22 protein-coding genes, 1 tRNA gene and 2 pseudogenes are annotated in these 21,215 nt (G+C 56.0%); 14 read left to right on the top strand and 11 right to left on the bottom strand.

The window, feature by feature from the left end; genetic code table 11:
• Nucleotides 1-5: 5 nt before the first annotated feature.
• From ACOYW1_RS03500 to ACOYW1_RS03560, 13 genes and pseudogenes are all read left to right on the top strand, one after another.
• Complete coding sequence (locus tag ACOYW1_RS03500) at nucleotides 6-578, top strand: hypothetical protein (RefSeq protein WP_482421675.1); 573 nt, start codon at nucleotides 6-8, stop codon at nucleotides 576-578.
• 337 nt (nucleotides 579-915) lie between these two features.
• Nucleotides 916-1,926 (top strand): ABC transporter permease subunit, encoded by a 1,011-nt coding sequence (locus tag ACOYW1_RS03505; protein WP_180136693.1) that lies wholly within the window; start codon nucleotides 916-918, stop codon nucleotides 1,924-1,926.
• Nucleotides 1,923-2,966: an ABC transporter permease gene (locus tag ACOYW1_RS03510; RefSeq protein ID WP_482421676.1), complete on the top strand. Its 1,044-nt coding sequence runs from the start codon at nucleotides 1,923-1,925 to the stop codon at nucleotides 2,964-2,966. The genes ACOYW1_RS03505 and ACOYW1_RS03510 overlap by 4 nt, the downstream gene beginning before the upstream one ends.
• 215 nt (nucleotides 2,967-3,181) lie before the next feature.
• Nucleotides 3,182-3,937, top strand: coding sequence for an ABC transporter substrate-binding protein (locus tag ACOYW1_RS03515; RefSeq protein WP_482421677.1), 756 nt, complete (start codon nucleotides 3,182-3,184; stop codon nucleotides 3,935-3,937).
• A complete protein-coding gene (locus tag ACOYW1_RS03520) occupies nucleotides 3,934-4,980 on the top strand; it encodes an ABC transporter substrate-binding protein (protein ID WP_482421678.1) in 1,047 nt (348 codons plus the stop codon). The genes ACOYW1_RS03515 and ACOYW1_RS03520 overlap by 4 nt, the downstream gene beginning before the upstream one ends.
• A 2-nt stretch (nucleotides 4,981-4,982) precedes the next feature.
• Nucleotides 4,983-5,990 (top strand): ABC transporter ATP-binding protein, encoded by a 1,008-nt coding sequence (locus tag ACOYW1_RS03525; protein ID WP_482421679.1) that lies wholly within the window; start codon nucleotides 4,983-4,985, stop codon nucleotides 5,988-5,990.
• Between the two features lie 544 nt (nucleotides 5,991-6,534).
• Entirely contained in the window at nucleotides 6,535-7,287 is a 753-nt protein-coding gene (locus tag ACOYW1_RS03530) for an ATP-binding cassette domain-containing protein (RefSeq protein WP_482421680.1), read from the top strand.
• Complete coding sequence (locus tag ACOYW1_RS03535) at nucleotides 7,206-7,502, top strand: oligopeptide/dipeptide ABC transporter ATP-binding protein (protein WP_482421681.1); 297 nt, start codon at nucleotides 7,206-7,208, stop codon at nucleotides 7,500-7,502. The genes ACOYW1_RS03530 and ACOYW1_RS03535 overlap by 82 nt, the downstream gene beginning before the upstream one ends.
• A 293-nt stretch (nucleotides 7,503-7,795) precedes the next feature.
• Nucleotides 7,796-8,122 (top strand): MGMT family protein, encoded by a 327-nt coding sequence (locus tag ACOYW1_RS03540; RefSeq protein ID WP_482421682.1) that lies wholly within the window; start codon nucleotides 7,796-7,798, stop codon nucleotides 8,120-8,122.
• Nucleotides 8,123-8,215: 93 nt separating this feature from the next.
• On the top strand, nucleotides 8,216-8,422 hold the full coding sequence (locus ACOYW1_RS03545; protein WP_180136688.1) for a 4Fe-4S dicluster domain-containing protein: 207 nt from the start codon (nucleotides 8,216-8,218) through the stop codon (nucleotides 8,420-8,422).
• A gap of 74 nt (nucleotides 8,423-8,496) precedes the next feature.
• Nucleotides 8,497-9,643 (top strand): annotated as a pseudogene (locus ACOYW1_RS03550) (2-oxoacid:acceptor oxidoreductase subunit alpha).
• Nucleotides 9,644-10,444, top strand: a complete 801-nt coding sequence (locus ACOYW1_RS03555) for a 2-oxoacid:ferredoxin oxidoreductase subunit beta (RefSeq protein ID WP_482421683.1) — start codon at nucleotides 9,644-9,646, stop codon at nucleotides 10,442-10,444.
• A gap of 17 nt (nucleotides 10,445-10,461) precedes the next feature.
• Nucleotides 10,462-10,987: pseudogene (locus ACOYW1_RS03560) on the top strand (2-oxoacid:acceptor oxidoreductase family protein).
• A 396-nt stretch (nucleotides 10,988-11,383) separates the two neighbouring features.
• On the opposite strand, the gene ACOYW1_RS03565 reads toward ACOYW1_RS03560, so the two are convergent.
• The 3 genes from ACOYW1_RS03565 to ACOYW1_RS03575 all read right to left on the bottom strand — a co-directional run bounded on the left by ACOYW1_RS03565 (nucleotide 11,384) and on the right by ACOYW1_RS03575 (nucleotide 12,484).
• Nucleotides 11,384-11,782 (bottom strand): hypothetical protein, encoded by a 399-nt coding sequence (locus tag ACOYW1_RS03565; RefSeq protein WP_482421684.1) that lies wholly within the window; start codon nucleotides 11,780-11,782, stop codon nucleotides 11,384-11,386.
• A gap of 95 nt (nucleotides 11,783-11,877) precedes the next feature.
• Nucleotides 11,878-12,249, bottom strand: a complete 372-nt coding sequence (locus ACOYW1_RS03570) for a hypothetical protein (protein WP_482421685.1) — start codon at nucleotides 12,247-12,249, stop codon at nucleotides 11,878-11,880.
• Nucleotides 12,230-12,484, bottom strand: a complete 255-nt coding sequence (locus ACOYW1_RS03575) for a hypothetical protein (protein WP_482421686.1) — start codon at nucleotides 12,482-12,484, stop codon at nucleotides 12,230-12,232. The genes ACOYW1_RS03570 and ACOYW1_RS03575 overlap by 20 nt, the downstream gene beginning before the upstream one ends.
• Before the next feature lie 482 nt (nucleotides 12,485-12,966).
• Here ACOYW1_RS03575 and ACOYW1_RS03580 point away from each other — a divergent pair, with 482 nt between their 5' ends.
• The gene (locus tag ACOYW1_RS03580; protein WP_482423649.1) at nucleotides 12,967-13,434 is read left to right on the top strand and encodes an NlpC/P60 family protein; all 468 of its coding nucleotides are present in this window, start codon (nucleotides 12,967-12,969) and stop codon (nucleotides 13,432-13,434) included.
• Between the two features lie 272 nt (nucleotides 13,435-13,706).
• On the opposite strand, the gene ACOYW1_RS03585 is transcribed toward ACOYW1_RS03580, so the two are convergent.
• From ACOYW1_RS03585 to ACOYW1_RS03620, 8 genes are all read right to left on the bottom strand, one after another.
• Nucleotides 13,707-14,036, bottom strand: a complete 330-nt coding sequence (locus ACOYW1_RS03585; protein WP_482421687.1) for a LexA family protein — start codon at nucleotides 14,034-14,036, stop codon at nucleotides 13,707-13,709.
• 185 nt (nucleotides 14,037-14,221) lie between these two features.
• Nucleotides 14,222-14,557: a DUF2845 domain-containing protein gene (locus ACOYW1_RS03590; protein ID WP_482421688.1), complete on the bottom strand. Its 336-nt coding sequence runs from the start codon at nucleotides 14,555-14,557 to the stop codon at nucleotides 14,222-14,224.
• Nucleotides 14,558-15,081: 524 nt separating this feature from the next.
• The gene (locus ACOYW1_RS03595; RefSeq protein ID WP_482415226.1) at nucleotides 15,082-15,510 is read right to left on the bottom strand and encodes an iron-sulfur cluster assembly scaffold protein; all 429 of its coding nucleotides are present in this window, start codon (nucleotides 15,508-15,510) and stop codon (nucleotides 15,082-15,084) included.
• A gap of 810 nt (nucleotides 15,511-16,320) precedes the next feature.
• Entirely contained in the window at nucleotides 16,321-16,572 is a 252-nt protein-coding gene (locus ACOYW1_RS03600; RefSeq protein WP_482423650.1) for an ASCH domain-containing protein, read from the bottom strand.
• A 676-nt stretch (nucleotides 16,573-17,248) separates the two neighbouring features.
• Entirely contained in the window at nucleotides 17,249-17,611 is a 363-nt protein-coding gene (locus ACOYW1_RS03605; protein WP_482421689.1) for a hypothetical protein, read from the bottom strand.
• Nucleotides 17,612-18,035: 424 nt separating this feature from the next.
• Nucleotides 18,036-18,110: transfer RNA gene (locus ACOYW1_RS03610), tRNA-Gly, on the bottom strand.
• A 145-nt stretch (nucleotides 18,111-18,255) separates the two neighbouring features.
• Nucleotides 18,256-19,215, bottom strand: coding sequence for a universal stress protein (locus tag ACOYW1_RS03615; protein ID WP_482421690.1), 960 nt, complete (start codon nucleotides 19,213-19,215; stop codon nucleotides 18,256-18,258).
• Between the two features lie 363 nt (nucleotides 19,216-19,578).
• A complete protein-coding gene (locus ACOYW1_RS03620; protein ID WP_482421691.1) occupies nucleotides 19,579-21,135 on the bottom strand; it encodes a hypothetical protein in 1,557 nt (518 codons plus the stop codon).
• Nucleotides 21,136-21,215: the final 80 nt, after the last annotated feature.

A 21,215-nucleotide genomic window follows, 5' to 3' on the forward strand; every position in this document is an offset into this window, starting at 1 on the left:
CCCGCATGAAGAACCAGGTCCTCTGCGCAAACGGGCACCTGGGGTTCATGTCCGGGGCTGCCGTGGTGGTGAGGTTCCTGGATGCCTATTACGACGCCCCGAGCCAGGGGCCGGTGCAGGCGGTGAAGATGGGATTCCAGATTGCAGGGAGCACCCTTGCCGGTACCGGCTACGCCAAAGAGATGTTCAAGCCCGAGCCCCTTATCGTAGAGGTGGATGGAGAGCCCCTGCCCGAGACGGAGTTCAGCATCATCCTGGGCTGCACCGTGGAGGACATCAGCATGGGCTGCAGGGCAACCCCCAGAGCCTATGAGCGCAAGGGTGCCTTTCACTTCATGGCCTGCTCCCTTTCCCCCATGCAGATCGTGGGGCAGATTCCCAGGCTCTGGACTGGCCGCGACATTCCCCATGACGCCATGCACTATTCCGCTCCGGCCGAGCAGGTGACCATCCGTTCGGGCGGCCTGTCCGCTGGATGCTCGACGGCGAGTGCCGCACCGACGACCGGCTTGACATCAAGGTGTGGGGCGAGGTGGAGCTTCTCTGGTAAGTTCGGGGTGGCGACTTTGCTTTTTTGAGTGGCCGTATGATGCTCGTAAACAGGGCTTATGATCTGATATTGCATCTGCGTGGCCCTGTCGGGAAGACAAAAAGCCGCACGGGAGTGCGGCGCTCCAGAACATTAAAGGCCGTGGCGACGTCAGCCATACCACCCGTTTTAGGTCCGGTTAAACCGATGGAGTCACTGATAACGTATCCCTTAGCTTGGATGGGTGAGAGCCTGTCCGTCTAAACCACCGGCTTTTGTATCGGGCAAAGCGCAAGGGGCAATCAGCTTTCGAGGTGGCCCACCTCGCCGCCGGAGGCCTTCTTTTCCCCTACGGTAACCATAGAATACGATTAATAAAGGCATCGATGAAAGCATACTTTATCAGGCGATTGTTGTTGGTGATCCCCACCTTTCTCGGCATCACGGTGATGGTGTTTGCCGTGACCCGTTTTGTGCCGGGGGGGCCCGTGGAGCGGATGATCGCCGAGGCGCGGGCTCAGCAGACGGGCATGGTCACAGGGGATCAGAGCCAGCCCCTGTCCGAGGATCAGATTGAGGAACTCAAGCGGTACTACGGGTTCGACAAGCCCCTGCTCCAAAGTTATGCCTCCTGGCTGGGCAAGGTGGTGACCGGGGACCTGGGAACCTCCACGCGGTATTACGACCCGGTGCTTTCCATGATTCTGGACCGGCTCCCCATCTCCCTTTACTTCGGGCTCATCTCCCTGGTGCTGGTGTACGGGGTGTGCATCCCTTTGGGGGTGGCCAAGGCCGTGCGCCACAACAGCCGGTTCGACAACATCTCCTCCCTTCTCGTCTTTACGGGCTACGCCATTCCCGGCTGGGTCATCGGGGTGCTGCTTCTCCTTCTTTTTGCGGCGCGCTGGGAGTTTTTTCCTCTGGGGGGCTTTGTGGGGGACTTTTACGACGAGCTGGATGGCTGGGGAAAGGTGAAGGACGTGGTGTGGCACACGGTGCTGCCGGTGATCTCCTATGTGGCGGGCTCCTTTGCCGTCATGACCATGCTCATGAAAAACACCCTCATGGACAACCTGGCCGCCGACTACATGCGCACGGCCGTGGCCAAGGGCCTTCCCTTTCGCAAGGCGGTGTTCCGCCACGCGCTTCGCAACAGCCTCATTCCCCTCGCCACCAGTTTCGGCAGCAACATTTCCCTGATCCTCACCGGTTCCTTTTTAATTGAAAAGGTGTTCAACATTGACGGCATGGGCCTCCTCGGCTACGAATCCGTGGTGGAACGGGATTATCCCGTGGTGCTGGGGGTGCTGGTGATCTCCTCCCTGCTTTTTCTCATCGGCAATATCCTGTCGGATATCTGCGTGGCCTTAACCGACCCAAGGGTGACCTTCGAATGATGGCGCTTAATCCCCTGACCATACGAAAGCTCAAACGATTCCGCTCCATCAAGCGCGGATTCTGGTCTTTTGTGATCCTGATGATCCTCCTGGTGCTGGCCGTGGGGGCCGAGTTATGGGTCAACAGCCGGGCTCTGGTTGTGAGTTATAACGGGAGCCTTGTGTTTCCCACCTACGGGGCCATGGTGCCGGGCACCGACTTTGGCCTGGATTACAGTTACGAGACCAACTATCGGAAGCTGAAAGAGCATCTTGAAGAAGAAGGGACGGGGTGGGTGATTATGCCTCCCATTCCCTGGAACCCCCTGGAGACCGACCTCAAGGAGGGGGATTACCCGCCCTTTGCCCCGTCCATCGAAGGGCGGCATCTCCTGGGAACGGACACCGTGGGCCGCGATGTGCTGGCCCGCCTGGTCTACGGCTTTCGAACGGCCATCTTTTTTGCCCTGGGGCTCCTTATCGTGACCTACGGGGTCGGAGTGGGGGTGGGCTGCCTCATGGGATACCTGGGGGGGCGCTTCGACCTCTTTGTCCAGCGGCTCATTGAGATCTGGTCTAACGTGCCCTTTTTGTATGTGGTGATCATTATCGCCTCGGTGATGACCCCGGGCTTCTGGACCCTCATCATCCTCATGGCCCTGTTCAGCTGGATGGGCATGACCTGGGTGATGCGCACCATGACCTATCGGGAACGGGAACGCGAGTACGTCCTGGCCGCCCGGGCCATGGGCGCCTCCCGGAGCCGGATTATTTTTCGTCACATCCTGCCCAACACCCTGGCCGTGGTGGTGACCTACGCCCCGTTCTCCGTGTCTGGAGGGATCGTTGCCCTGACCTCCCTGGACTACCTGGGCTTCGGCCTGCCCGCGCCCACCCCGAGCTGGGGGGAGCTGCTCAACCAGGGCTGGGCCAACATGGATGCCTGGTGGATTGCCGGGGCGGTCATCGTGGCCTTGACCGTGGTGCTCACCACCGTCACCTTTGTGGGAGAGGCGGTGAGGGAGGCGTTTGATCCGAAGATGTATACGTATTATGAATAGTGAATGGTGAGTAGTCAGTAGTGAATGGTGAATAGTTGGTGGTGAGTAATGGTGTGATTGTGCCGAGGGTGAGGGGGGCACGCTGGTTATAGGGAAAACAGGTGATAGGAAAAACGGGGGAATGGGGTAGGCTAAGGGCTAAAGGCGAAAGGGGAAAGGGGGCGGGCGGCTTGTGGGCGAGTCCCGGGGGTTTTTATTTTTATCAGGAGAACAGAATGCGACAACAGGTGATGGCTCGGTTCATCGTTTTGACTTTGGCTTTTTTGGTGTGGGGGGGAGCCTGCCTGGCAGGCGAAACCTTGCCCGAAGGGATAACGTGGCTGACCAACCATGAGGACCCGGTCTTTGCCTCCCCGGATGCGGTGAAGGGCGGGGTGTTTCGAAGTGCCATTGCCAGCTACCCTTTGACCTTCCGCACCGTGGGGCCGGATTCCAACGGCAGCTTTCGGAGCAACATCGGGGCCAACCAGATGAGCCTGGTGGCGCTTCACCCCAACACCGAGCGGATTATCCCGGCCCTGGCCACCCACTGGGCCTTCGGGGACGACAAGACGACCATGTACTTCAAGCTCGACCCCAGGGCACGCTGGTCCGACGGGGTGCCGGTGACGGCCGGGGATTTTGCCTATACCCTGGAGTTCATGCGTTCCAAGGATATCGTGGCGCCCTGGTACAACCGCTATTACACCGAGGAGATCGAAAAGGTTATCGTCTACGACGACCATACACTGGCGGTGGTGAGCACCAGGGCGGAGCCGGACCTGCACTTGAAGCTTACCATTTCACCCACCCCGCGCCATTATTACGGCAAGCTCGGTAAAGACTTTGTTGCCAGGTACAACTGGAAGATTGTTCCCAACACCGGCCCGTACCAGATCAGCTCCTTTAAAGGGAAAAGAGGTTGTCTTTACCCGGAAAAAGGACTCGGTGGAAGTGACCTCTCCATGACACCAAGGGCCGGTACAATGTGAACAAGGTGATCTTCCGTGTGGTGCGGGACTACAACACCCAGTGGGAGTATTTCCGCAAAGGGCGCTTCGACACCTTTCGCATTACCTATCCCAAATACTGGTACCGCAAGAGCGACACCGACGTGGTAAACAAGGGGTATGTGGAGCGGATCTGGTTTTTCAACGACACCAGGCGACCGCCCCAGGGCTTCTACCTCAACGAGGACCGGGAGATCTTCAAGGATCGTAACGTGCGTCTGGCTTTTGCCTACGCCATGAACGTGGACAAGGTGATCAAGAAAGTGCTTCGGGGTGACTACTTCCGCCTGAAGCAGGCCTACCAGGGATACGGGGAGTACACGGACGAGAGCATCGAAGCACGCCCCTACGACATCGGCAAGGTGGCCGAGTACATGACCGCTTCGGGGTGGGCTCGGGGAGGCGACGGCATCTGGGAGAAGGAGGGTAAGCGGTTCTCCGTGGAGGTGAGCTACTCCTTTGATGAGATCACCGAGCGGCTTGTGGTGCTCAAGGAAGAAGCAAAGAAGGCCGGAGTGGAGATTCGCCTCCAGAAGCTGGACAACTCTGCGGCCTTCAAGAAATTTCTGGAGAAGCGACACGACGTGGCCATGATGGCCTGGTCCACCAGCTTTCATCCGAGGTACTGGCAGACCTACCACTCGGACAACGCCCACAAGCCCCAGACCAACAACATCACCAACACGGACAACAAGGAACTGGATGAGGTCATCGACCGCTACCACAACTCCCTGGACGAAGAGGAGCGCAAGGTCCTTTCCCGGAAAATCCAGCGCATGCTCCACGATCAGGCGAACTTTGTGCCCACCATGATGGTGCCCTATTTCAGACAGGCGTACTGGCGCTGGTGGCGGCTGCCCGAGCCCCCCGGCACCAAGCACTCCAATGACCTTTTTGACCCCTTTGGCGACAGCGTGCTCTGGTACGACAAGGCCCGCCACGAGGAGACAAAGAAGGCCATGAAAAAGAAAAAGGCATTTGAGCCGGTGACCATCATCGACGAGACCTTCAAGCCGAAAGGATAGGCATGGCAGACGATCTTCGGCAAACGGACGATCCCATTCTCTCGGTGCGTGGGCTCACCGTGGCCTTTGACACCGAGGCCGGTGTGGTCAGGGCCGTGGACAAGGTGGGCTTTGAGCTGACCCGAGGGCGCACCCTGGGGATCGTGGGAGAATCAGGCTGCGGCAAGAGCGTGACAGCCCTTTCCGTCATGCGCCTTCTGCCGCGCCCCATGGCCCGCATTGAGGAGGGGGAGGTGGTGCTGGACGGTACCGACCTTCTGGGCCTCTCCGCCGATGCCATGCAGACGGTGAGGGGCGCTTCCGTGGCCATGGTCTTTCAGGAGCCCATGGCTGCCCTGAATCCCGTCCACACCCTCTTCAAACAGGTCTCCGAGCCCCTTCGCATTCATCAGCCCGAGATGGGAAAAAAAGAGTTGCAGGCCGAGGTGGTGCGCCTTCTTTCGGCCGTGGGTATTCCCGATGCCGAAAGTCGCCTGTCCGCCTATCCTCACCAGCTCTCCGGCGGGATGCGCCAGCGGGTGATGATCGCCATGGCCCTGGCCCTGTCACCTTCCATTCTCATTGCGGACGAGCCCACCACCGCCCTGGATGTCACGGTGCAGGCCCAGATTCTCGATCTGATTCGGGACATCCGCGCCTCCATGGGCATGTCCGTGATCTTCATTACCCACGACCTGGGCGTCATCGCCGAGCAGTGCGACGACGTGGTGGTGATGTATGCGGGCAAGGTGGTGGAACGGGCTGCTGTGAAGACCCTTTTCTCCGACCCCAGGCACCCGTATACCAAGGGGCTCCTCGCCTCCATGCCCCGGCTGGATTCCCCGAGGAAAACCCGTCTTGAGACCATCACCGGCCAGGTGCCCGGGCTCATGGAGCTGCCCTCGGGCTGCCGGTTCAGGAACCGTTGCCCCCATGCCATGGAACGCTGTGCAGCCGAGGTGCCGGCTGACCTGATGGTAGGCCAGGACCATGAAGTGGCCTGCCACCTGTACGACCACCAAGGGGCTTGAGCCAACCCAACGCTCAAGGTCGTTGCCAAAAGCCTGCCTTCGGCGGCCCTGCCGGGGGCCAAGCTTTTAAAAAGTGAGACAGACAGGTTGTGTAAAATGTAAAGGGTGCGCAATCGTATTTTTATGTGGGGGACGCGTTACCGGGGAGGTAGGGTGCGCTTGGGCACCGCTGAAGAATCGTAACGGTCATAAAACTACCTGTGCGGGTGACCGTCACGCCGTATAGACATAGCAAAAGATGGCGGTTTTCCAAACAAATGGTGCGCAAGCACACCCTACAGGATGTCACATAAACAGGTGCCAGGTTTTATTCTTCTTCTCGCTCTCAGGCTCTGCCTGGGAGCGAAAGGTACCCCGATACAAGCGCATCGCACCTTAACGCTGGTATCCAACACGGGCGAAGCCCGTCAGCAAATGCGCAGGGCGAGGAACGAGCCCCGGAGCATTTGCAATCCTGGGTTCCAAGGGCTCAGCCCTTGGCCGCCGGAGGCAGGTATTTTATTCTTTTTGGACACGTTGCAACCATTGGAAGGAGCGGCACGGCATGTTGACGGTGAAGGATCTGGTGAAATACTTTCCGGTGACGGGGGGCGTCTTCAAGCGCAAGGTGGGGAATGTCCACGCCGTTGACGGAGTCTCCTTTTCCGTGGCCCCGGGCGAGACCCTGGGGCTGGTGGGGGAGTCCGGGTGCGGCAAGAGCACCCTGGGGCGCACCCTGGCGGCTTTGTACGAGGCCACCTCCGGCAGCGTGCGTTTTGACGGAACGGATCTCACCACCCTCACCGAAAAGGAGCTGAAGCCTTTCAGGCGCCGTATCCAGATGGTGTTTCAGGATCCGTTCGAGTCCCTCAACAGCCGCCACAGCGTGGGGGAGATCATCCAGGAACCTCTGGTGATCCATGGCATAGGGGACGGGCCGTCCAGGCGAAAGCGTGTGGCCGAGCTTCTGGATCAGGTGGGGCTGCCCCGGTCTGCGGAGAGTCGGTTTCCCCATGAGTTTTCGGGTGGCCAGCGCCAGCGCATCGGCATTGCCCGTGCCATCGCTCTTTCCCCGGACCTTTTGATCTGTGACGAGCCGGTCTCGGCCCTGGACGTCTCCATCCAGTCCCAGGTGATTAACCTGCTCCTCGACCTTCAGGAGGAGATGGGGCCACCACCCTGTTCATCGCTCACGATCTGGCAGTGGTGCGCCTGGTGTCGGATCAGGTGGCCGTCATGTACCTGGGCAAAATCGTGGAGCAGACCGACGCCGACACCATCTATCGCGAGCCCCTGCACCCTTACACCCAGGCGCTGATCTCCGCCATCCCGGTGCCCGAGCCCGGGGCGCAGGGAAACCGCATTATCCTCAAGGGCGATGTGCCGTCCCCCATCCACCCCCCGTCCGGGTGCCGGTTCCACACCCGCTGCCCCCACGTCATGGACATCTGCCGCACCACAGAACCCGAGTTCCTGGACCAGGGGCAAGGGCACCTCGTGGCCTGCCATCTGTACGAGCCCCAAGTGGTTTAGGTACTTGGAAAAAGCATGCCTCCCGGCTGCAAGGTGTAGCACCTTGAAAGCAAATTACCGCCGGGCTTTGCCCCTCATTCCTGTGGTCAAGTCCCAGCGGTATTCTGGCGAGCTATTGTGTGATTATTTGTTTCCGACAGCTTAACCCGGATAATTTTATAAGAAACTAGCCAGGCCGATCCGCTTACGTACGGGCACAGCCCGGAAGCATTTGCGATCCTGGGGTGCAGGGGCTTAAGCTCCTGCCCGCCGGAGGCACGATTTTAAAACCGATTTTGTCCTTGGAGGCCTTTGTGTCCCACTCTCTTTTTACCCGGCGCGTGATCACCCTGATCCGCGCCATCCCTTCCGGCCGTGTGTGCACCTACGGCCTTCTGGCCGCGTCCGCGGGAAACCCTCGGGGGGCGCGCCAGGTCTCCCGTATTCTCCACAGCTGCTCTGAAACGGAGGGGTTGCCCTGGCACCGTGTGGTGAACCGCTTGGGGCGGATCTCTCTGACCGGCTCGTCCCGGGATATACAGGCCGGTCTTCTTGCTGCCGAAGGCGTTGTCTTCGGCCCGGACGGCGGCCTGGATCTGGATCGCTATTTGTGGGTTCCTCACGAAATCTCTTTTTCTTGACAATCCCCTGCAAAACCTCTACCCCTAAAACAGGGAGTAATTCCCGCGACAGGGCAACTCATAGCGACCGGATAACGCAAGGAGGGCGCAACCATGAGGCCACAGAAATTGAAGGAGATCGTCATCAACCGGGACTGGTGCAAGGGGTGCGGGGTGTGCATCCACTTTTGCCCAAAGGAGGTCCTGGAAAAAGACCCCTTTGACAAGGTGGTTGTGGCCCATCCGGAAAAGTGCACCTGCTGCAGGCTCTGTGAGCTGAGGTGCCCGGAGCTCGCCAGCGAAGTGATCGTGGAAAAGTGAATCGCCCATACCATTTGCCGATGTGACAAACGCTCAGGATCTTTAACCGTTGCGCTCCGAAAGAGGCTGCCCATATGGAAGAGACCGTTGTGTTCGTTCAGGGAAACGAAGCGTGTGTGGAAGGGGCCCTGTATGCGGGGGTCGGATTTTTTGCGGGCTACCCCATCACGCCCTCCACGGAGATCGCAGAACTTCTGGCAAGGCGGTTGCCGAAGCGCGGGGGCCGTTTCATTCAGATGGAAGATGAGATCTCTTCCATGTGCGCCATTGTCGGTGGGTCGCTCACGGGCAACAAGGTGATGACCGCCACCAGCGGCCCGGGCTTCTCCTTGATGCAGGAGGCCCTGGGCTACGCGGTGATGACCGAGATCCCCTGCGTTATTGTCAACGTGCAGCGGGGCGGTCCGTCCACGGGAAACCCCACCCATGTGGCCCAGGGGGACGTCAACCAGGCGCGCTGGGGCACCCACGGGGACCACGCCATCATCACCCTTACCGCTTCCAATCACCAGGACGTCTTTGCCATGACCGTCCACGCCTTTAACATGGCCGAGACCTACCGCACCCCTGTTATTCTCCTTTTTGATGAAGTGATCGGGCACATGAGGGAAAAGCTCGTGATCCCCGAGCCCGGCGTTTTGCCTGTGGTGGATCGGCTCCGCACTTCGGTAAAGCGGGGGGTGGACTATCACCCCTACCTGCCCCGGGAGGACGGAAGGCTGCCCATGAGCGACTTCGGCGGGGTGCACCGATACAACGTCACCGGCCTCTACCACGACATGTGGGGCTTCCCTTCGGGCAAGCCCGAGGTGGTGGAGAGCCTGTTGAACCACCTGGTGGACAAGATCGAAACCAACGTCCACGAGATCACCCGCTACAAGGAAGCGTACCTGGAGGACGCGGAGGTGATCCTCCTCTCCTTTGGCTCGGCCGCGCGATCGGCCCTTCACACCGTGGAGAACCGGCGCAGGCGCGGCCAAAAATCGGTCATTCAAGCTGCAATCCATCTGGCCTTTTCCCTCGCTTCTTGTGCGGGAAAAGTGTCGGAACGCCACGAATATCGTGGTGGTGGAGATGAACAAGGGGCAGGTGACCGAGGCGGTGAAGGCGGCCGTGGACAACCCGGAACGGGTCTTTCTGGCCAACCGCATCGACGGGGAGCTGATCTCTCCCACCAACATCAAGAACATCCTGCGGATCATCCAGGGCAAGGGGGTGTAGATGGGGACCCGAGACTATATCCGTGAGCGTTTTTTTCCGCACATGTGGTGCCCGGGATGCGGCCATGGCACGGTGCTGAACTGTCTGGTCCGGGCCATCGAGGAGCTGGCCGTGGACAAGAGCGACATCGTGGTCACCTCCGGCATCGGATGCTCGGCGCGGATCTCAGGGTATGTGGATTTTCACTCCCTGCACACCCTCCACGGCAGGGCCCTGGCCTTTGCCACGGGCGTAAAGTTTACCCAGCCAGAGCTCACCCTCATCGTGCCCATGGGAGATGGCGACGCCCTGGCCATCGGGGGCAACCATTTTATCCACGCGGCCCGGCGGAACATCGATATTACCGCCATTGTGATGAACAACAGGATCTACGGCATGACCGGCGGACAGTACTCCCCCATGACCTGCCCGGACGCCATGGCCACCACCGCGCCGTACGGCAACATCGACAACGCCTTTGACGCGGTGGAACTCGCACGGGCAGCAGGTGCCTCCTTTGTGGCACGCACCACCACCTACCACGCCAAGGAGGGGATCCAGATTCTGAAAAAGGCCATCCAGCACAAGGGGTTTTCCGTGGTGGAGTTTTTAAGCCAGTGCCCCACCCAGTTCGGCCGGAGAAACCAGCTGGCAGATGCTTCGGCCATGCTGGAGTACTTTAAGACAAACACCGCCCCCATCGGGTCGGCCAAGGCCAGGGAGAACCCCGATATCCTTGAACGGGGGATTTTTGTGGAGGAGGAGCGAACCGAATACTGCGACGCCTACGAGGCGGTGATCCGCGATTATGCCAGCAAGTGACCATGGAAAAGTACCGCATGGTGTTTTCGGGCTCAGGGGGGCAGGGCGTTATCACCGCCGCCATCATCCTGGCCGAAGCAGCCGTTCTCCACGAGGGGCTCGTGGCGGTTCAGTCCCAGTCTTACGGCGCGGAAGCAAGGGGTGGGGCAACACGTGGAGACCTCATCATCTCCGAGTTTCCCATTCTCTTTCCCAAGGTGACCCAGCCCAACGTGCTGGTGTGCCTGACCCAGGAGGCCTACGACAAATTCACCCCCATTATCGTGCGGGGCGGCCTTCTTCATCAGCGGTTGGCGCGCGCCCGCCCCCGGGAAAAAAGTCGACGCCCGTCAGGTAAGCCTGCCCATGTTCCAGTCGGTCATGGAAGAGCTTGGCGACCCCGTGGCCTTCAATATCTGCATGCTGGGGGCCCTCATGGGGCTCATCGGCGTGGTGCGCACAGAATCAATCCGTGCCGTCATAGAAAAGCGGGTGCCCGAGGCATACGTGGAAATGAATGGCAAGGCCCTGGACCTGGGGCATGGTTTCGGACAGAGGCTTTAACGGCTTGAGCAGGGCGGGTGTGTAACTCTTCAGATCAAAACAAGCCTCCGGCGGCAAGGTGTACCACCTTGAAAGCAGATTGCGAATGTGCTTTGCGCCTCGTTCCTCGGGTCAAATCTCATTCGCCTTTTAAACAAACGTCGATCGTAACTATTCAGCTCAAAAAAGCCTCCGGCGGCCCTGCCGGGGGCCAAACTTTTAAAAAGTTTGACAAACAGGTCTTGAGTAAGCCTTCCAGGCTCTGCCGAAACAATTTCGACATTTTCTTAGGAAAGTTTTTTGCGGAGCTTTTTTTCAAGCCACGCCGGACAGGTCTCTTTAACCATGATGTCCCTGAGGAACGAAGGGGCGGAGCATGTGCGAACCTGGGGTGCAGGGGCTTTATTCCCTACCCGCCTAAGGCCGGCTGAATAAACGCTGATATTTTTTCATGAATCGGGTGTCGATGAAGGTCTTGATGTGGAAGGCGAGGCGACCGGCCGTGGTGAATCCGTTTTTGTGCAGGTAGCCCGTGTTTTCCCCCAGGTTGAAGATAAGGAGATAGCTGCCCTTCGGGTCAAAGGGGGAGAGGGGAGTCCCTTCGAGCCGTGCCAGGAGGTTGTCGCGCAGCACGGCATTCTGGCGCACCGCATAGACCCCCACCTTGGCCAGGGGCTCGGGCTCGAAGTGGATGCAGTCCCCGCCGCCGAAGATGTCCGGGTGGTCCGTACACTGAAGGTATCGGTTGACCGTCAGGCCGCCGTCCGGGCCAGCTCGAGTCGGACAAGAGGGTGGAAGGCCGTACGCCGGTGGCATCCACGATGACGTCTGCGTGTTGGCGAGCGCCGGAGACCAAGGTCACGGCGTTTTTTTCGGCCCGGGCCACGGCATCAGTCAGTTTGATGCCCCGTTTACTCAGGCGCCCGGTAACCCCCTGCGAACGGCGTCCGGAAACCATTCAGAACGGCTCCGCCGCGCATGGTGATGACGGGGGCCTCTCCCCGGGCCGCATTGATGAGCTGGAGGGTGTTTCCCGCCACCTCCGCCGATGAGGGGCCTCCCCCTGCTACGGAGATGTGAAGGGACGTCTCCCGGCACCGGTCCAGGATGGCCTGCCTGAGGGAGAGAAGCGACTCAATGGGCTTTACAGGAAAAACCTCTGCGTCCGGGGCCTTCTCAAAGGGGCTTTTGACAAAGCTCCCCACGTTGGCAGACAGCACGTCGTAGCAGAGCCGCTCCCCGGACTCCAGCCGGACCGTTTTTTCAGACGGGTCGATGGCCACGGCAAGGCCCGGACCCGGCCCCCACCAGGCTCTTCACCGCCGCTTCGGTGTCAAAACGGATCTCTTCAGGCGTAAAGGTACCGCCCAGCATGCCGGGCCCCATGCCCGAGTAGTAGTGGTGGCGGCTTGGGGCCACCACCGTGATCTCATGGCCGTGCTCGCCAATGGCCGAAAGGGCCACCAGGGTTTCCAGGTGGGCGTGTCCGCCCCCCAGCAGGAGAAGCTTTTTTTTCATGGGAACCTCGTGTGTTGGTGCCAGGTGGGGGCACCTGGAAACCCTATGGCGAATGCATGGAAGCATCCATTATCCCATCGCTTTCGGGGCATTCGCGTGATGTATGACATGGGGCAATCGTTTTTGCAGGATAGGCCCGTTTCGTTCGTCTGGAAGCGCTTAAAATTTGCTTGGCTTTAACCGGGGTAACTCCGGTGTTCAGAGATATTTTTTATCGTGTGGCGTTGCCACTCTCTGGACACCAGGTTCGGAAATGCTCTTTCGTTCCCAGGCTCTGCCTGGGAATGCTGCACGGAGGCCCTGCCTCCATGGTTGCAATGTATTCACCCTGTAAGTCTTATCCATTATGCCGTAATACGCCACTCCCGAAAGGCAATGGATATGTCAAAGCCCGTCAATAAAAGTGAGCAAACATTTGGCTCTCGGCAGGGCCATTAAAGGTAAAATGTGAATAAATGAAAAAATGGATTGTGTGTTTGATTGTGTTCAATCTCATGGGATGTGCCACCGCTCCCATGGTGAAGCAACGGAAAACCGTTAAGATGGTTCACGTGCCCCCTGCAGGTCATGCCAAGTCCGCGGGCGTCAAGGCAAAGCTCGACGCCCGGTATGCTGACTGGAAGGGGGCTCCTTACCGAATGGGGGGCAACAGCAAAAGCGGGGTGGACTGCTCCGGTTTTGTCCATCGGACCTTTCGGGAGACCTTTGGGGTGACCATTCCCAGAACCACCCGCCGCCTTGCAAAGACAGGTGCGCCGGTCAAGAGAAGCGAGCTGCGCGTGGGGGATCTGGTGCTCTTTAAAACAGGCATCACCCTTCGCCACGTGGGGATCTACATGGGCAGCGATACCTTTCTTCATGTCTCCACTCAAAAAGGGGTGACCGTCTCCAGCTTGAACAATCCCTACTGGCGGAAACGGTACTGGACCGCCCGGCGGGTGAAACACTAACCTCGAAATTTTGCCTCCAACGGGGCTTGGGGCAGAGGACGATACATGTAAAAAGGTCGGTTTGTGGGTAACATTCGGACGGTTCGAGGTGTTCACAGGGCCTGTTTGTCAAAACCCGCTTTTTTAAGCTGGAGAAGGTTTGAACCCGGCAGGTAATAGCTCAATGGTTACGTCTTTTTTCTTCCGGGGGTGATCACGCTTCGTAGCGACACACCAACGCTGAAATCGTTCGCTTCCGTTACCTCGATGGGTTTATAGCATTCATTTCGCCTTCAGAAAATTCGATCCCCCCGGCGCCTAAGGCGTTTCACTGTCAGCTCCCCGTTTAAGATGGCAATGACCACACGCCGATCCGTGGGCTCCAGTGAGCGATCCACGATCAACAGGTCCTCCGGGTGAATCCCGGCCCCGATCATGGAGTCGCCGGTTACGCGTACAAAAAAGGTGGCGGCCGGGTGCCGCACCAGATATTCGTTCAGGTCCAGGGACCCCTCCACAAAATCTTCCGCCGGAGACGGGAACCCCGCAACAACCCGGCTCATGAACAGGGGCCTTCGGCACGACACCGAGGTGTCGGCCTTATTTATTCGTTTAATCTTCATACCGCCCAATATATCCCATCCCGACCATATCCGCAAAAGCCGGTTCGCACCCAATAGGGCGCTTTCTCGCTTTGCTCGCAGGGAACCGTTCTGTGTATCGGCAAAGGCTCCCTCAATGTTCGAGTAAATCGAATCAATCGGGGGAGCCTTCGCTGTGTACTTTGGGGCGGTTGTATCTGGGAGGATTATCTTTTTTCGCCGAGGGAGCTGATCTCTGTCAGCCGATTTCCTTCGAACACCAGGCTATAATAATACGTGCTGTTGTAATTTGTCGTTTTGATGGTCCACTCCTCGATCTTCATCACCCGGATCCTTTTTTCTGACGTGGAGCCATGGGTGGATTCGGTCTCCACGCGATCAATGTAGCCAAGGATCTCCTTTGAGACAGGTTCTCCGCAAATCATGCGGACTGACCCCTTTGAATCTCCGACTGAGATGGTGTCGTTCCCGCATCTCAGGGCAAAGGCAGGGGCTGAGGCCATGATGACAAAACAAAATGCGATGATGATTCGTTTCAGCATATCAAGTATTCCTTTCATGGGGGGATGTGTGTGTCCGGTTCCGGTGACGAGAGCGCAGCTATCAGGGCAATTTCTTTATGGTGTTTCCGATCATGCCGTGAATAGCATCTTTTTTCTGGCGGGGCCGTCTGTCTTTTTACAGGTGAGGGGTGTGATCACACCTAATAATAAACCGACGCCATCAATTGGCCCGTAAACACCGTTTGTGTTGATATCTTGACACAATCATTTTGTCTTGCAAATAAAAAATACTTTTGTTTTTGTTGATGAGTATTGAGGTCTTGTTCATCTCGATGGTAGTAAGGCAGGCTGATTTTTTCGCATTGCGAGGAGGCTCGTAGGGCGCAGCTCCCGCACCTTTTTTTGGTGGCAAAGGATCACGTTGGTTTTCGAGAAAAACGTTGCGCACGGCGCGCACCACCCTGCTTTTCATTGTGTTATGCAACTTCGTATTGAGGTGGCAACGGCTATGGCACAAGGGGTTTCTACCTCGCCCCCAGTGCCATTGCTGTGAGACAAAGCCCTTACCTTCTTTTTTTCATATAACACGACAGCGCTTCCTGAAGCGTCGAGGCTGCAAGGCCCGAGCAATGCGTGTCTTCATCGGGTAATTTCCCGACTGTTTCCAAAACCCGTTCACCGGTAATATTCGCAAGCTCATCCGGGTCTTTACCAATGGCAAGCTCTGCTGCAAAGGAGCCGCACAGAGAACTTGAGGCACATCCATTGGTAAAATAGGAGGCCTCGGTAACCCGGTTATCCGAAAATTTCAGGTAGATTTCCATTGTGTCACCGCAAGACCCCGTCAACGAGGCAAAGGCGTCGGGATTCTCCATTTTGCCCTGAAAACGGGGGTTCCTCCAGCGCTCAAACCCCTTTTCACCAAACGATTCTTTAGCGTCCTCAAAAATCTCATCCTGAAGATTGTCCAAAAAAGCATCTAAATTATCCATGTCTCTATCCTGTCTTATTTTTTGTAAGCACAACCGATTGATGGGTTATGCCCTTATTTGCACGTTACCATGGTTAAGGCTGAGGCCCTCCATGGGCTTGCTCACACCCCTTTTATTCTCGGTCCTTCGGTTTTCAATCATAAGTGAAATTTATTTTTCTTCAAGGGTGAACATGAGATAAAAAATTTCAACTCCCGCATTGTGTATAACTTCCTGCTGTGTGATCTCTGTATGGGTTGGCGTATCGTTACGCTCCGACATATCGGGAAACTCGTCTTAGGTCGTGACGGTGGGGCAGGTAGGGTGCGGCCCCCGCACCGCTTTTTGATGCGTGAGCCGTATTTATTCATCTTTGGCGGGAGGGGGGGCAGTGAAACCATGCAACGTATTTGGTCGGAGTCAGGCAGAGTTGGGGGGAGAGGGGGGTGTCAAACGTGCAGGTACAGTTTCTTTTCCATACACTCGGCAATACACGATGATGCTGCGTGACATAAGTCGGGTGTGCCGTGCGCACCGCCTCTTCCATAAGCCAGAGCAGCTTCGTGTTTTCTAAAAGAAAATCGGGAGCCTCACACCGTCCCTTGTGAGGCCGTGTAGGTGTGACCCCTTTACTCACGGGGGGGAAGCCTATCACGGTGAGGCGTCAAAAAGGTTCGTTATGAAGCTAATGCTTGATAGGTTTTGTAAGTAGATTCATCAAGATATCGGAATGACTGGGGGGGGATGAAGCAGACGAATGCTTCGGTTGGATCGATGGCATTTTCATACAGTCTCATTTCATCAATGGTGATGGCATATCCTTTTGATCGATCATGAAAGTATTCTCGGTAAAAGGCCTCGTTGACACTTTGAGTCTGTATGTGTCTTTGCCCAGATCATTTCGGGCGACCCTTCCAATACATCCTTGATGTCAAATTCCCCCACTATTTTCCCTACGGGCTTTGTGCAATACACTACAATCTTCTTCACGGGCTGCTTGAAGATTGCTTTTCGGTATTCGTATTTTTTTTCCCCAGAAAAAATTTTGTCGACATACTCAGGGTTAATCGAGAATAAGGCTATCGTTCCCCTTCCATTTCAGATATCATGTGAAACTGATCACGACTAACAGGCATAAAACCCCAGTAGGCATTTTGGTCTAAACCGACATTTTCAACAAGTTTCTGCCGGATAATCCTATTACGTAACGCAGCATTGTATGACATCTTTATAGCATAAAGATTATACCAGCCATTGTAAATTCTGACGAGTTCCTCTTCAGAGAAGACACTCCGCGGTAAGGTGTACGCGATAAAGTCTTGAATTGATGCAAAATCATTTTTTGATTTTACCTCTTCGACCATGCATAAGGATGTCGCAACTGCGCCGATACCATGCAGGGGCCTGTCCATCACCAGTACGGTAGATAATCAGAGCATCTCCACTTCGAAGCATGTGTACGTCTCTCATTTTGCAGACATAGATTTTCTCAATGCAGTTCGTATGGGAGACGTAGTCAACAATACTTAGGCTTTCATTGTTTAATATGGAGTCAGGGAAGAGGCGTGTATGATACTGCGGCTGAATACCCAAGAGGTATGATCTTTGCCGTAAGGAGACGAGCATAAACACTGTAATGAAACATCCCAGTAACGGCACCAATGATTTTCAGGTACACATCTTCGATGCCGTTAGGTGTAATCTTTTGTGCGACCCGCTGGAAACCATAACGTGATATGATTGCAATGAGTTGGGCATGTTACACGGAGAATGGTGACGTATAGCTTTGTGATACTTTTTCTATAGCAGTATCAATCGCTTTCTTAATGAACCGTTCCCCCAGTTTTGTTCCGTGAGCGTGGAGTTTAAAGGTACCAATTTTAAGATATCGATCAGGGGGAAGGTTCGGTGAAACATCCGTTATAGGCCCGAGTTCTTCTTTTAAATACAGAAAGCCGCATAATGATTGATGGGCATCATACATTGTATACGCGACTTCTTGTCCCTTACGAAAGAACCAGTTTGTGAACTCAGAATAGTTCTCTTTTAAGGTATCGAAGAACGGGTCATTTAAGTTGATGGTTTGGAATTGTCTTAGCTGGAGGTTGGCATCTGATGGCATTGTAGGGTCTTATTGTGTGGAGTTGGAAGTCTCTCGGAATTTTGTTAAGTATAATTCATATTCTAAGTAATTTGTTTGTAAAGTGAAAAGTATGTATAGGGGGGCGCACCTACACATTTGACAAAATCCTCCACCCAACCGATGCTGCGGCGGGTAGGTAACGGCTCCCGCACTGCTTTGTGCAACACGAAACCGTATCGGTTCTCGGAAAATGCGGTGCGCACGGCGCACCCTACAATTCCCCGTGGGAGTATTCGTTTTTCCGGCTCCTGAGTTCGCAAGGTGGCACTCGGGGTGATGTGGGAGAGAGGAGGGCGTTTGTGAAAACAAAAACAGCCGTAAAGAGTTGCCTCTTTACGGCTGTCGTATGGGGTAAATTCAAGATGTGCAGTGTTTTGCAACTATCCGAATTTATTGTCTTTCATGGAGCGGGAAACGGGACTTGAACCCGCGACGTTCAGCTTGGGAAGCTGACACTCTACCACTGAGTTATTCCCGCTCATGTGGGACGTATACTAATGGCATTTTTCGGCGGCGTCAATCCCTTTGACGCGTTTTTTGAATCGAAAAAACAGGGCGGATGGAAGTGGTTTAAATCGTGGTTGATACGGGGTTGTCCATGGGCCCTTGTTTGAGAGCAGTCGTTAATTGACAAGCCAGATGGCTCTGTCCTGGCCCATCTGCACCAGTTTGTCCCCCACTCGGCCCAGAAGAAAATCCTCCACAATGGAGTGGCCCCGGCGTCCCACCATGATGGTGTCGTAGCCGCTTTTTTTGGCTTCGTCCATGAGCCCTTCGGAGCGGCTCAGGTAGGAGCGCAGGATGATGGAGTCCACGCCTGCCCGGTCGAACCCGGCGTCCCTGAGGATGGTTTCTGCTTTCTGGAGGTGGGGGCGCATGCGGGACTGGTGGTGTATCTGGTGCTCCTGTTCCATGAGGTTGTATGCGTCCAGAGATGCCTGGAAGGGGTCGAAGGAGCCGCTCATGAGGTTGAGGGAGCGCGACACATAACAGATTTTCACCTTTTCAATGTTTCGGGTGACGCTTTTTTTCAATTGCCGGACGCAGTTTTTGGAGCCTTCGGAGGCATCGAAGCCGATGAGCACGCCCGTGCTGTCGGGGTTGCCGCCAACGATGACCAGGGGCACGTGGTTCACCGAGGCGATGAGCTTGCGGGCGCAGTTGCCGAGGATGGCCCCGGTGTGGATGTTGTGGCCGATGCGACCGGCCACTACCAGGTCGTAGCCCTTTTTGGACTCCCGGATGATGTCCCGGGCAATGCCCACCCGTCGGTGGCGGATTTTTACCTCAACGGATTCGTCTGGAAAGCCCTCTTTGATGAGGTCGGTGCGGATTTTTTCGATGACCTTACGGTTGTAGCGGATGTGGTTTTCTTCCCACCAACCGCCCAGTTTGTCGGGGCCTGTGCCTTCCATACCGTCGGATTGGGTGTCCCAGAAGGTTTCCGGCACGACATTTTCTACCAGAAACAGGGTGAACGTCGTCTTTTCAGGGATCAGGATGCGTGCCGCGTAGAGTGCGGCATGGGTGGATTGGATGGATCCGTCTACAGGGATGAGAACACGTTGATTGAGAGCGTTCACCTGTGCCTCCTTGGGTTTGAGGTGGATGACCGGATCGGTCTCATGCAGTGCGACTGGGGGCGGAGTCTTCCGGTCTGGTTTTGAGTCGTGTTGCGTTGTCTGATCAAAGGTAGAGCAAGGGGCGTGCCAAGGGCGTGTTGGGTGAAATGATGCGGTATTTCAATGTGTTGTTGCGTGGGGTCCGTTGGGGCTCTGAGGGGCTGTGGTGATGGCCTTTACACGTTGGAAAAAGGGCTGGCAGGGATTGCCTGAGTGGATGCTTTAAACCATTTTTAGGGGTGGGGTTTTGGTTTTTCGATAACCCTGCCTCCCCATATGGGAGGCGCATTTTCCTAAGCAGTGCATAACCACTCGCGCAGGTAACTATCTCAATAGCCTTAAGACGTCTTTGGCTGCTTCCAGTTGCTTAAGGGCTTCGTCGAGCTCTTCGGGGCCGGGGGCAAAGTCCACGGCAGCTTCGTAGGATGCGATGATGGCCTCAAGATCGGGAATCCCTTCCGTGGTGCGAAGGGCTGATGCCGAATTCATGTGATGGGCAAAGATCAGGGGCTTCACCTCCTGAAGGGTGTAAGTCTCCTTAACCGTATCCAGAGTCACGGCCGTGGGGATTTCAATGAGGAGTTCTTTGCCGGTGGGGGAGAAGATTCCCTTATATATTAAGGTGGAGTGCTTTTTGGTCGTGACAAAGTAGTTGGAGGTGTTGGAGGCACTGGAGGCGATGAGGATCAGGACAAATACGCCGAAGGCACAGACAGCCGTGATGAGTTTTCGCGTGGAGGCCTTTTTGGCGGCTTCCTCACGCAGGCGCTGTTCTTCTTGGGCCTGAGCCCTGGCTTCTTGTTCGGCTTTGGTGCGGGCCTCTTCGGCTGCCTTGCGGCGAGCTGCGGCCTCGGCTTTCTTTTTGGCATCCAGCTCAGCCTGGCGCTTGGCTTCTTCTTCGGCTTTAATTCTTGCCTCTTCCTCGGCCTTGAGTCGGGCTTCTTCTTCAGCCTTTATCCTTGCCTCTTCCTCGGCCTTCAGGCGAGCTTCCTCTTCAGCTTTTTTCTTTGCCTCTTCCTCTGCCTTGAGTCGGGCTTCCTCTTCAGCCTTTTTCTTGGCCTCTTCCTCGGCTTTGAGTCGGGCTTCCTCTTCAGCCTTTTTCTTGGCCTCTTCCTCGGCTTTCAGACGGGCTTCCTCTTCAGCCTTTTTCTTAGCCTCTTCCTCGGCTTTGAGTCGGGCTTCTTCTTCAGCCTTTTTCTTAGCCTCTTCCTCGGCTTTGAGTCGGGCTTCTTCTTCAGCCTTTTTCTTGGCCTCTTCCTCTGCCTTCAGGCGGGCTTCTTCCTCAGCCTTCTTCTTAGCCTCTTCCTCGGCTTTGAGTCGGGCTTCTTCTTCAGCCTTTTCTCGCTCTTCCTCGGCTTTGAGTCGGGCTTCTTCTTCAGCCTTTTTCTTGGCCTCTTCCTCTGCCTTCAGGCGGGCTTCTTCTTCAGCCTTCTTCTTTGCCTCTTCCTCGGCTTTGAGTCGGGCTTCTTCTTCAGCCTTTTTCTTGGCCTCTTCCTCGGCTTTCAGGCGAGCTTCTTCTTCAGCTTTTTTCTTCGCCTCTTCGTCGGCCTTCTTTTTTGCATCGGCCTTGGCCTTGGCATCATCTTTTTTGGCCGTGGTTTTTTTTGCAGCAGGCTTCTTGGCCTCAGCGGCACCGGCTTTTTTTGTGGTGCTTTTCGCGGTGGTCTTTTTGGCGGTGGTGGTTTTAGCTTCTGCTTTTAAGGCTTTTTCTTCTTTTTTCTTCTTGGTGGCGGCTGCTTTTTTTACGGCTTTTTTAGACTTGGGAGCTTTCTTTGCGGTGGTCTTTTCAGCCGTTGTTTTGTTCTCCTTTTTGGGAGACTCTTCCTTGGCTGCGGCCTCCTTGGGCGCATCGGTTGAGTTTTTTACGGTTTCCTTTGCCATGTGATCACCTTTGAAAATCTCAATTATTTATAATATGATGCCAACTGGTTATTTTCTACTTGTTAACGGTCATGTATATA

Source organism: Desulfoluna sp. CYM3A (assembly GCF_056829965.1).

Bases quoted from the DNA above. Each gene is read 5' to 3' on its own strand.
- ACOYW1_RS03510 (WP_482421676.1), top strand. From the start codon at position 1,923: ATGATGGCGCTTAATCCCCTGACCATACGAAAGCTCAAACGATTCCGC.
- ACOYW1_RS03575 (WP_482421686.1), bottom strand. From the start codon at position 12,484: ATGAAAAAAAAGCTTCTCCTGCTGGGGGGCGGACACGCCCACCTGGAA.
- ACOYW1_RS03525 (WP_482421679.1), top strand. From the start codon at position 4,983: ATGGCAGACGATCTTCGGCAAACGGACGATCCCATTCTCTCGGTGCGT.
- ACOYW1_RS03505 (WP_180136693.1), top strand. From the start codon at position 916: ATGAAAGCATACTTTATCAGGCGATTGTTGTTGGTGATCCCCACCTTT.
- ACOYW1_RS03535 (WP_482421681.1), top strand. From the start codon at position 7,206: ATGTACCTGGGCAAAATCGTGGAGCAGACCGACGCCGACACCATCTAT.
- ACOYW1_RS03585 (WP_482421687.1), bottom strand. From the start codon at position 14,036: ATGAAGATTAAACGAATAAATAAGGCCGACACCTCGGTGTCGTGCCGA.
- ACOYW1_RS03555 (WP_482421683.1), top strand. From the start codon at position 9,644: ATGGGGACCCGAGACTATATCCGTGAGCGTTTTTTTCCGCACATGTGG.
- ACOYW1_RS03500 (WP_482421675.1), top strand. From the start codon at position 6: ATGAAGAACCAGGTCCTCTGCGCAAACGGGCACCTGGGGTTCATGTCC.
- ACOYW1_RS03530 (WP_482421680.1), top strand. From the start codon at position 6,535: ATGTTGACGGTGAAGGATCTGGTGAAATACTTTCCGGTGACGGGGGGC.
- ACOYW1_RS03595 (WP_482415226.1), bottom strand. From the start codon at position 15,510: ATGGATAATTTAGATGCTTTTTTGGACAATCTTCAGGATGAGATTTTT.
- ACOYW1_RS03515 (WP_482421677.1), top strand. From the start codon at position 3,182: ATGCGACAACAGGTGATGGCTCGGTTCATCGTTTTGACTTTGGCTTTT.
- ACOYW1_RS03590 (WP_482421688.1), bottom strand. From the start codon at position 14,557: ATGCTGAAACGAATCATCATCGCATTTTGTTTTGTCATCATGGCCTCA.
- ACOYW1_RS03620 (WP_482421691.1), bottom strand. From the start codon at position 21,135: ATGGCAAAGGAAACCGTAAAAAACTCAACCGATGCGCCCAAGGAGGCC.
- ACOYW1_RS03545 (WP_180136688.1), top strand. From the start codon at position 8,216: ATGAGGCCACAGAAATTGAAGGAGATCGTCATCAACCGGGACTGGTGC.
- ACOYW1_RS03565 (WP_482421684.1), bottom strand. From the start codon at position 11,782: ATGCCACCGGCGTACGGCCTTCCACCCTCTTGTCCGACTCGAGCTGGC.
- ACOYW1_RS03605 (WP_482421689.1), bottom strand. From the start codon at position 17,611: ATGCCATCAGATGCCAACCTCCAGCTAAGACAATTCCAAACCATCAAC.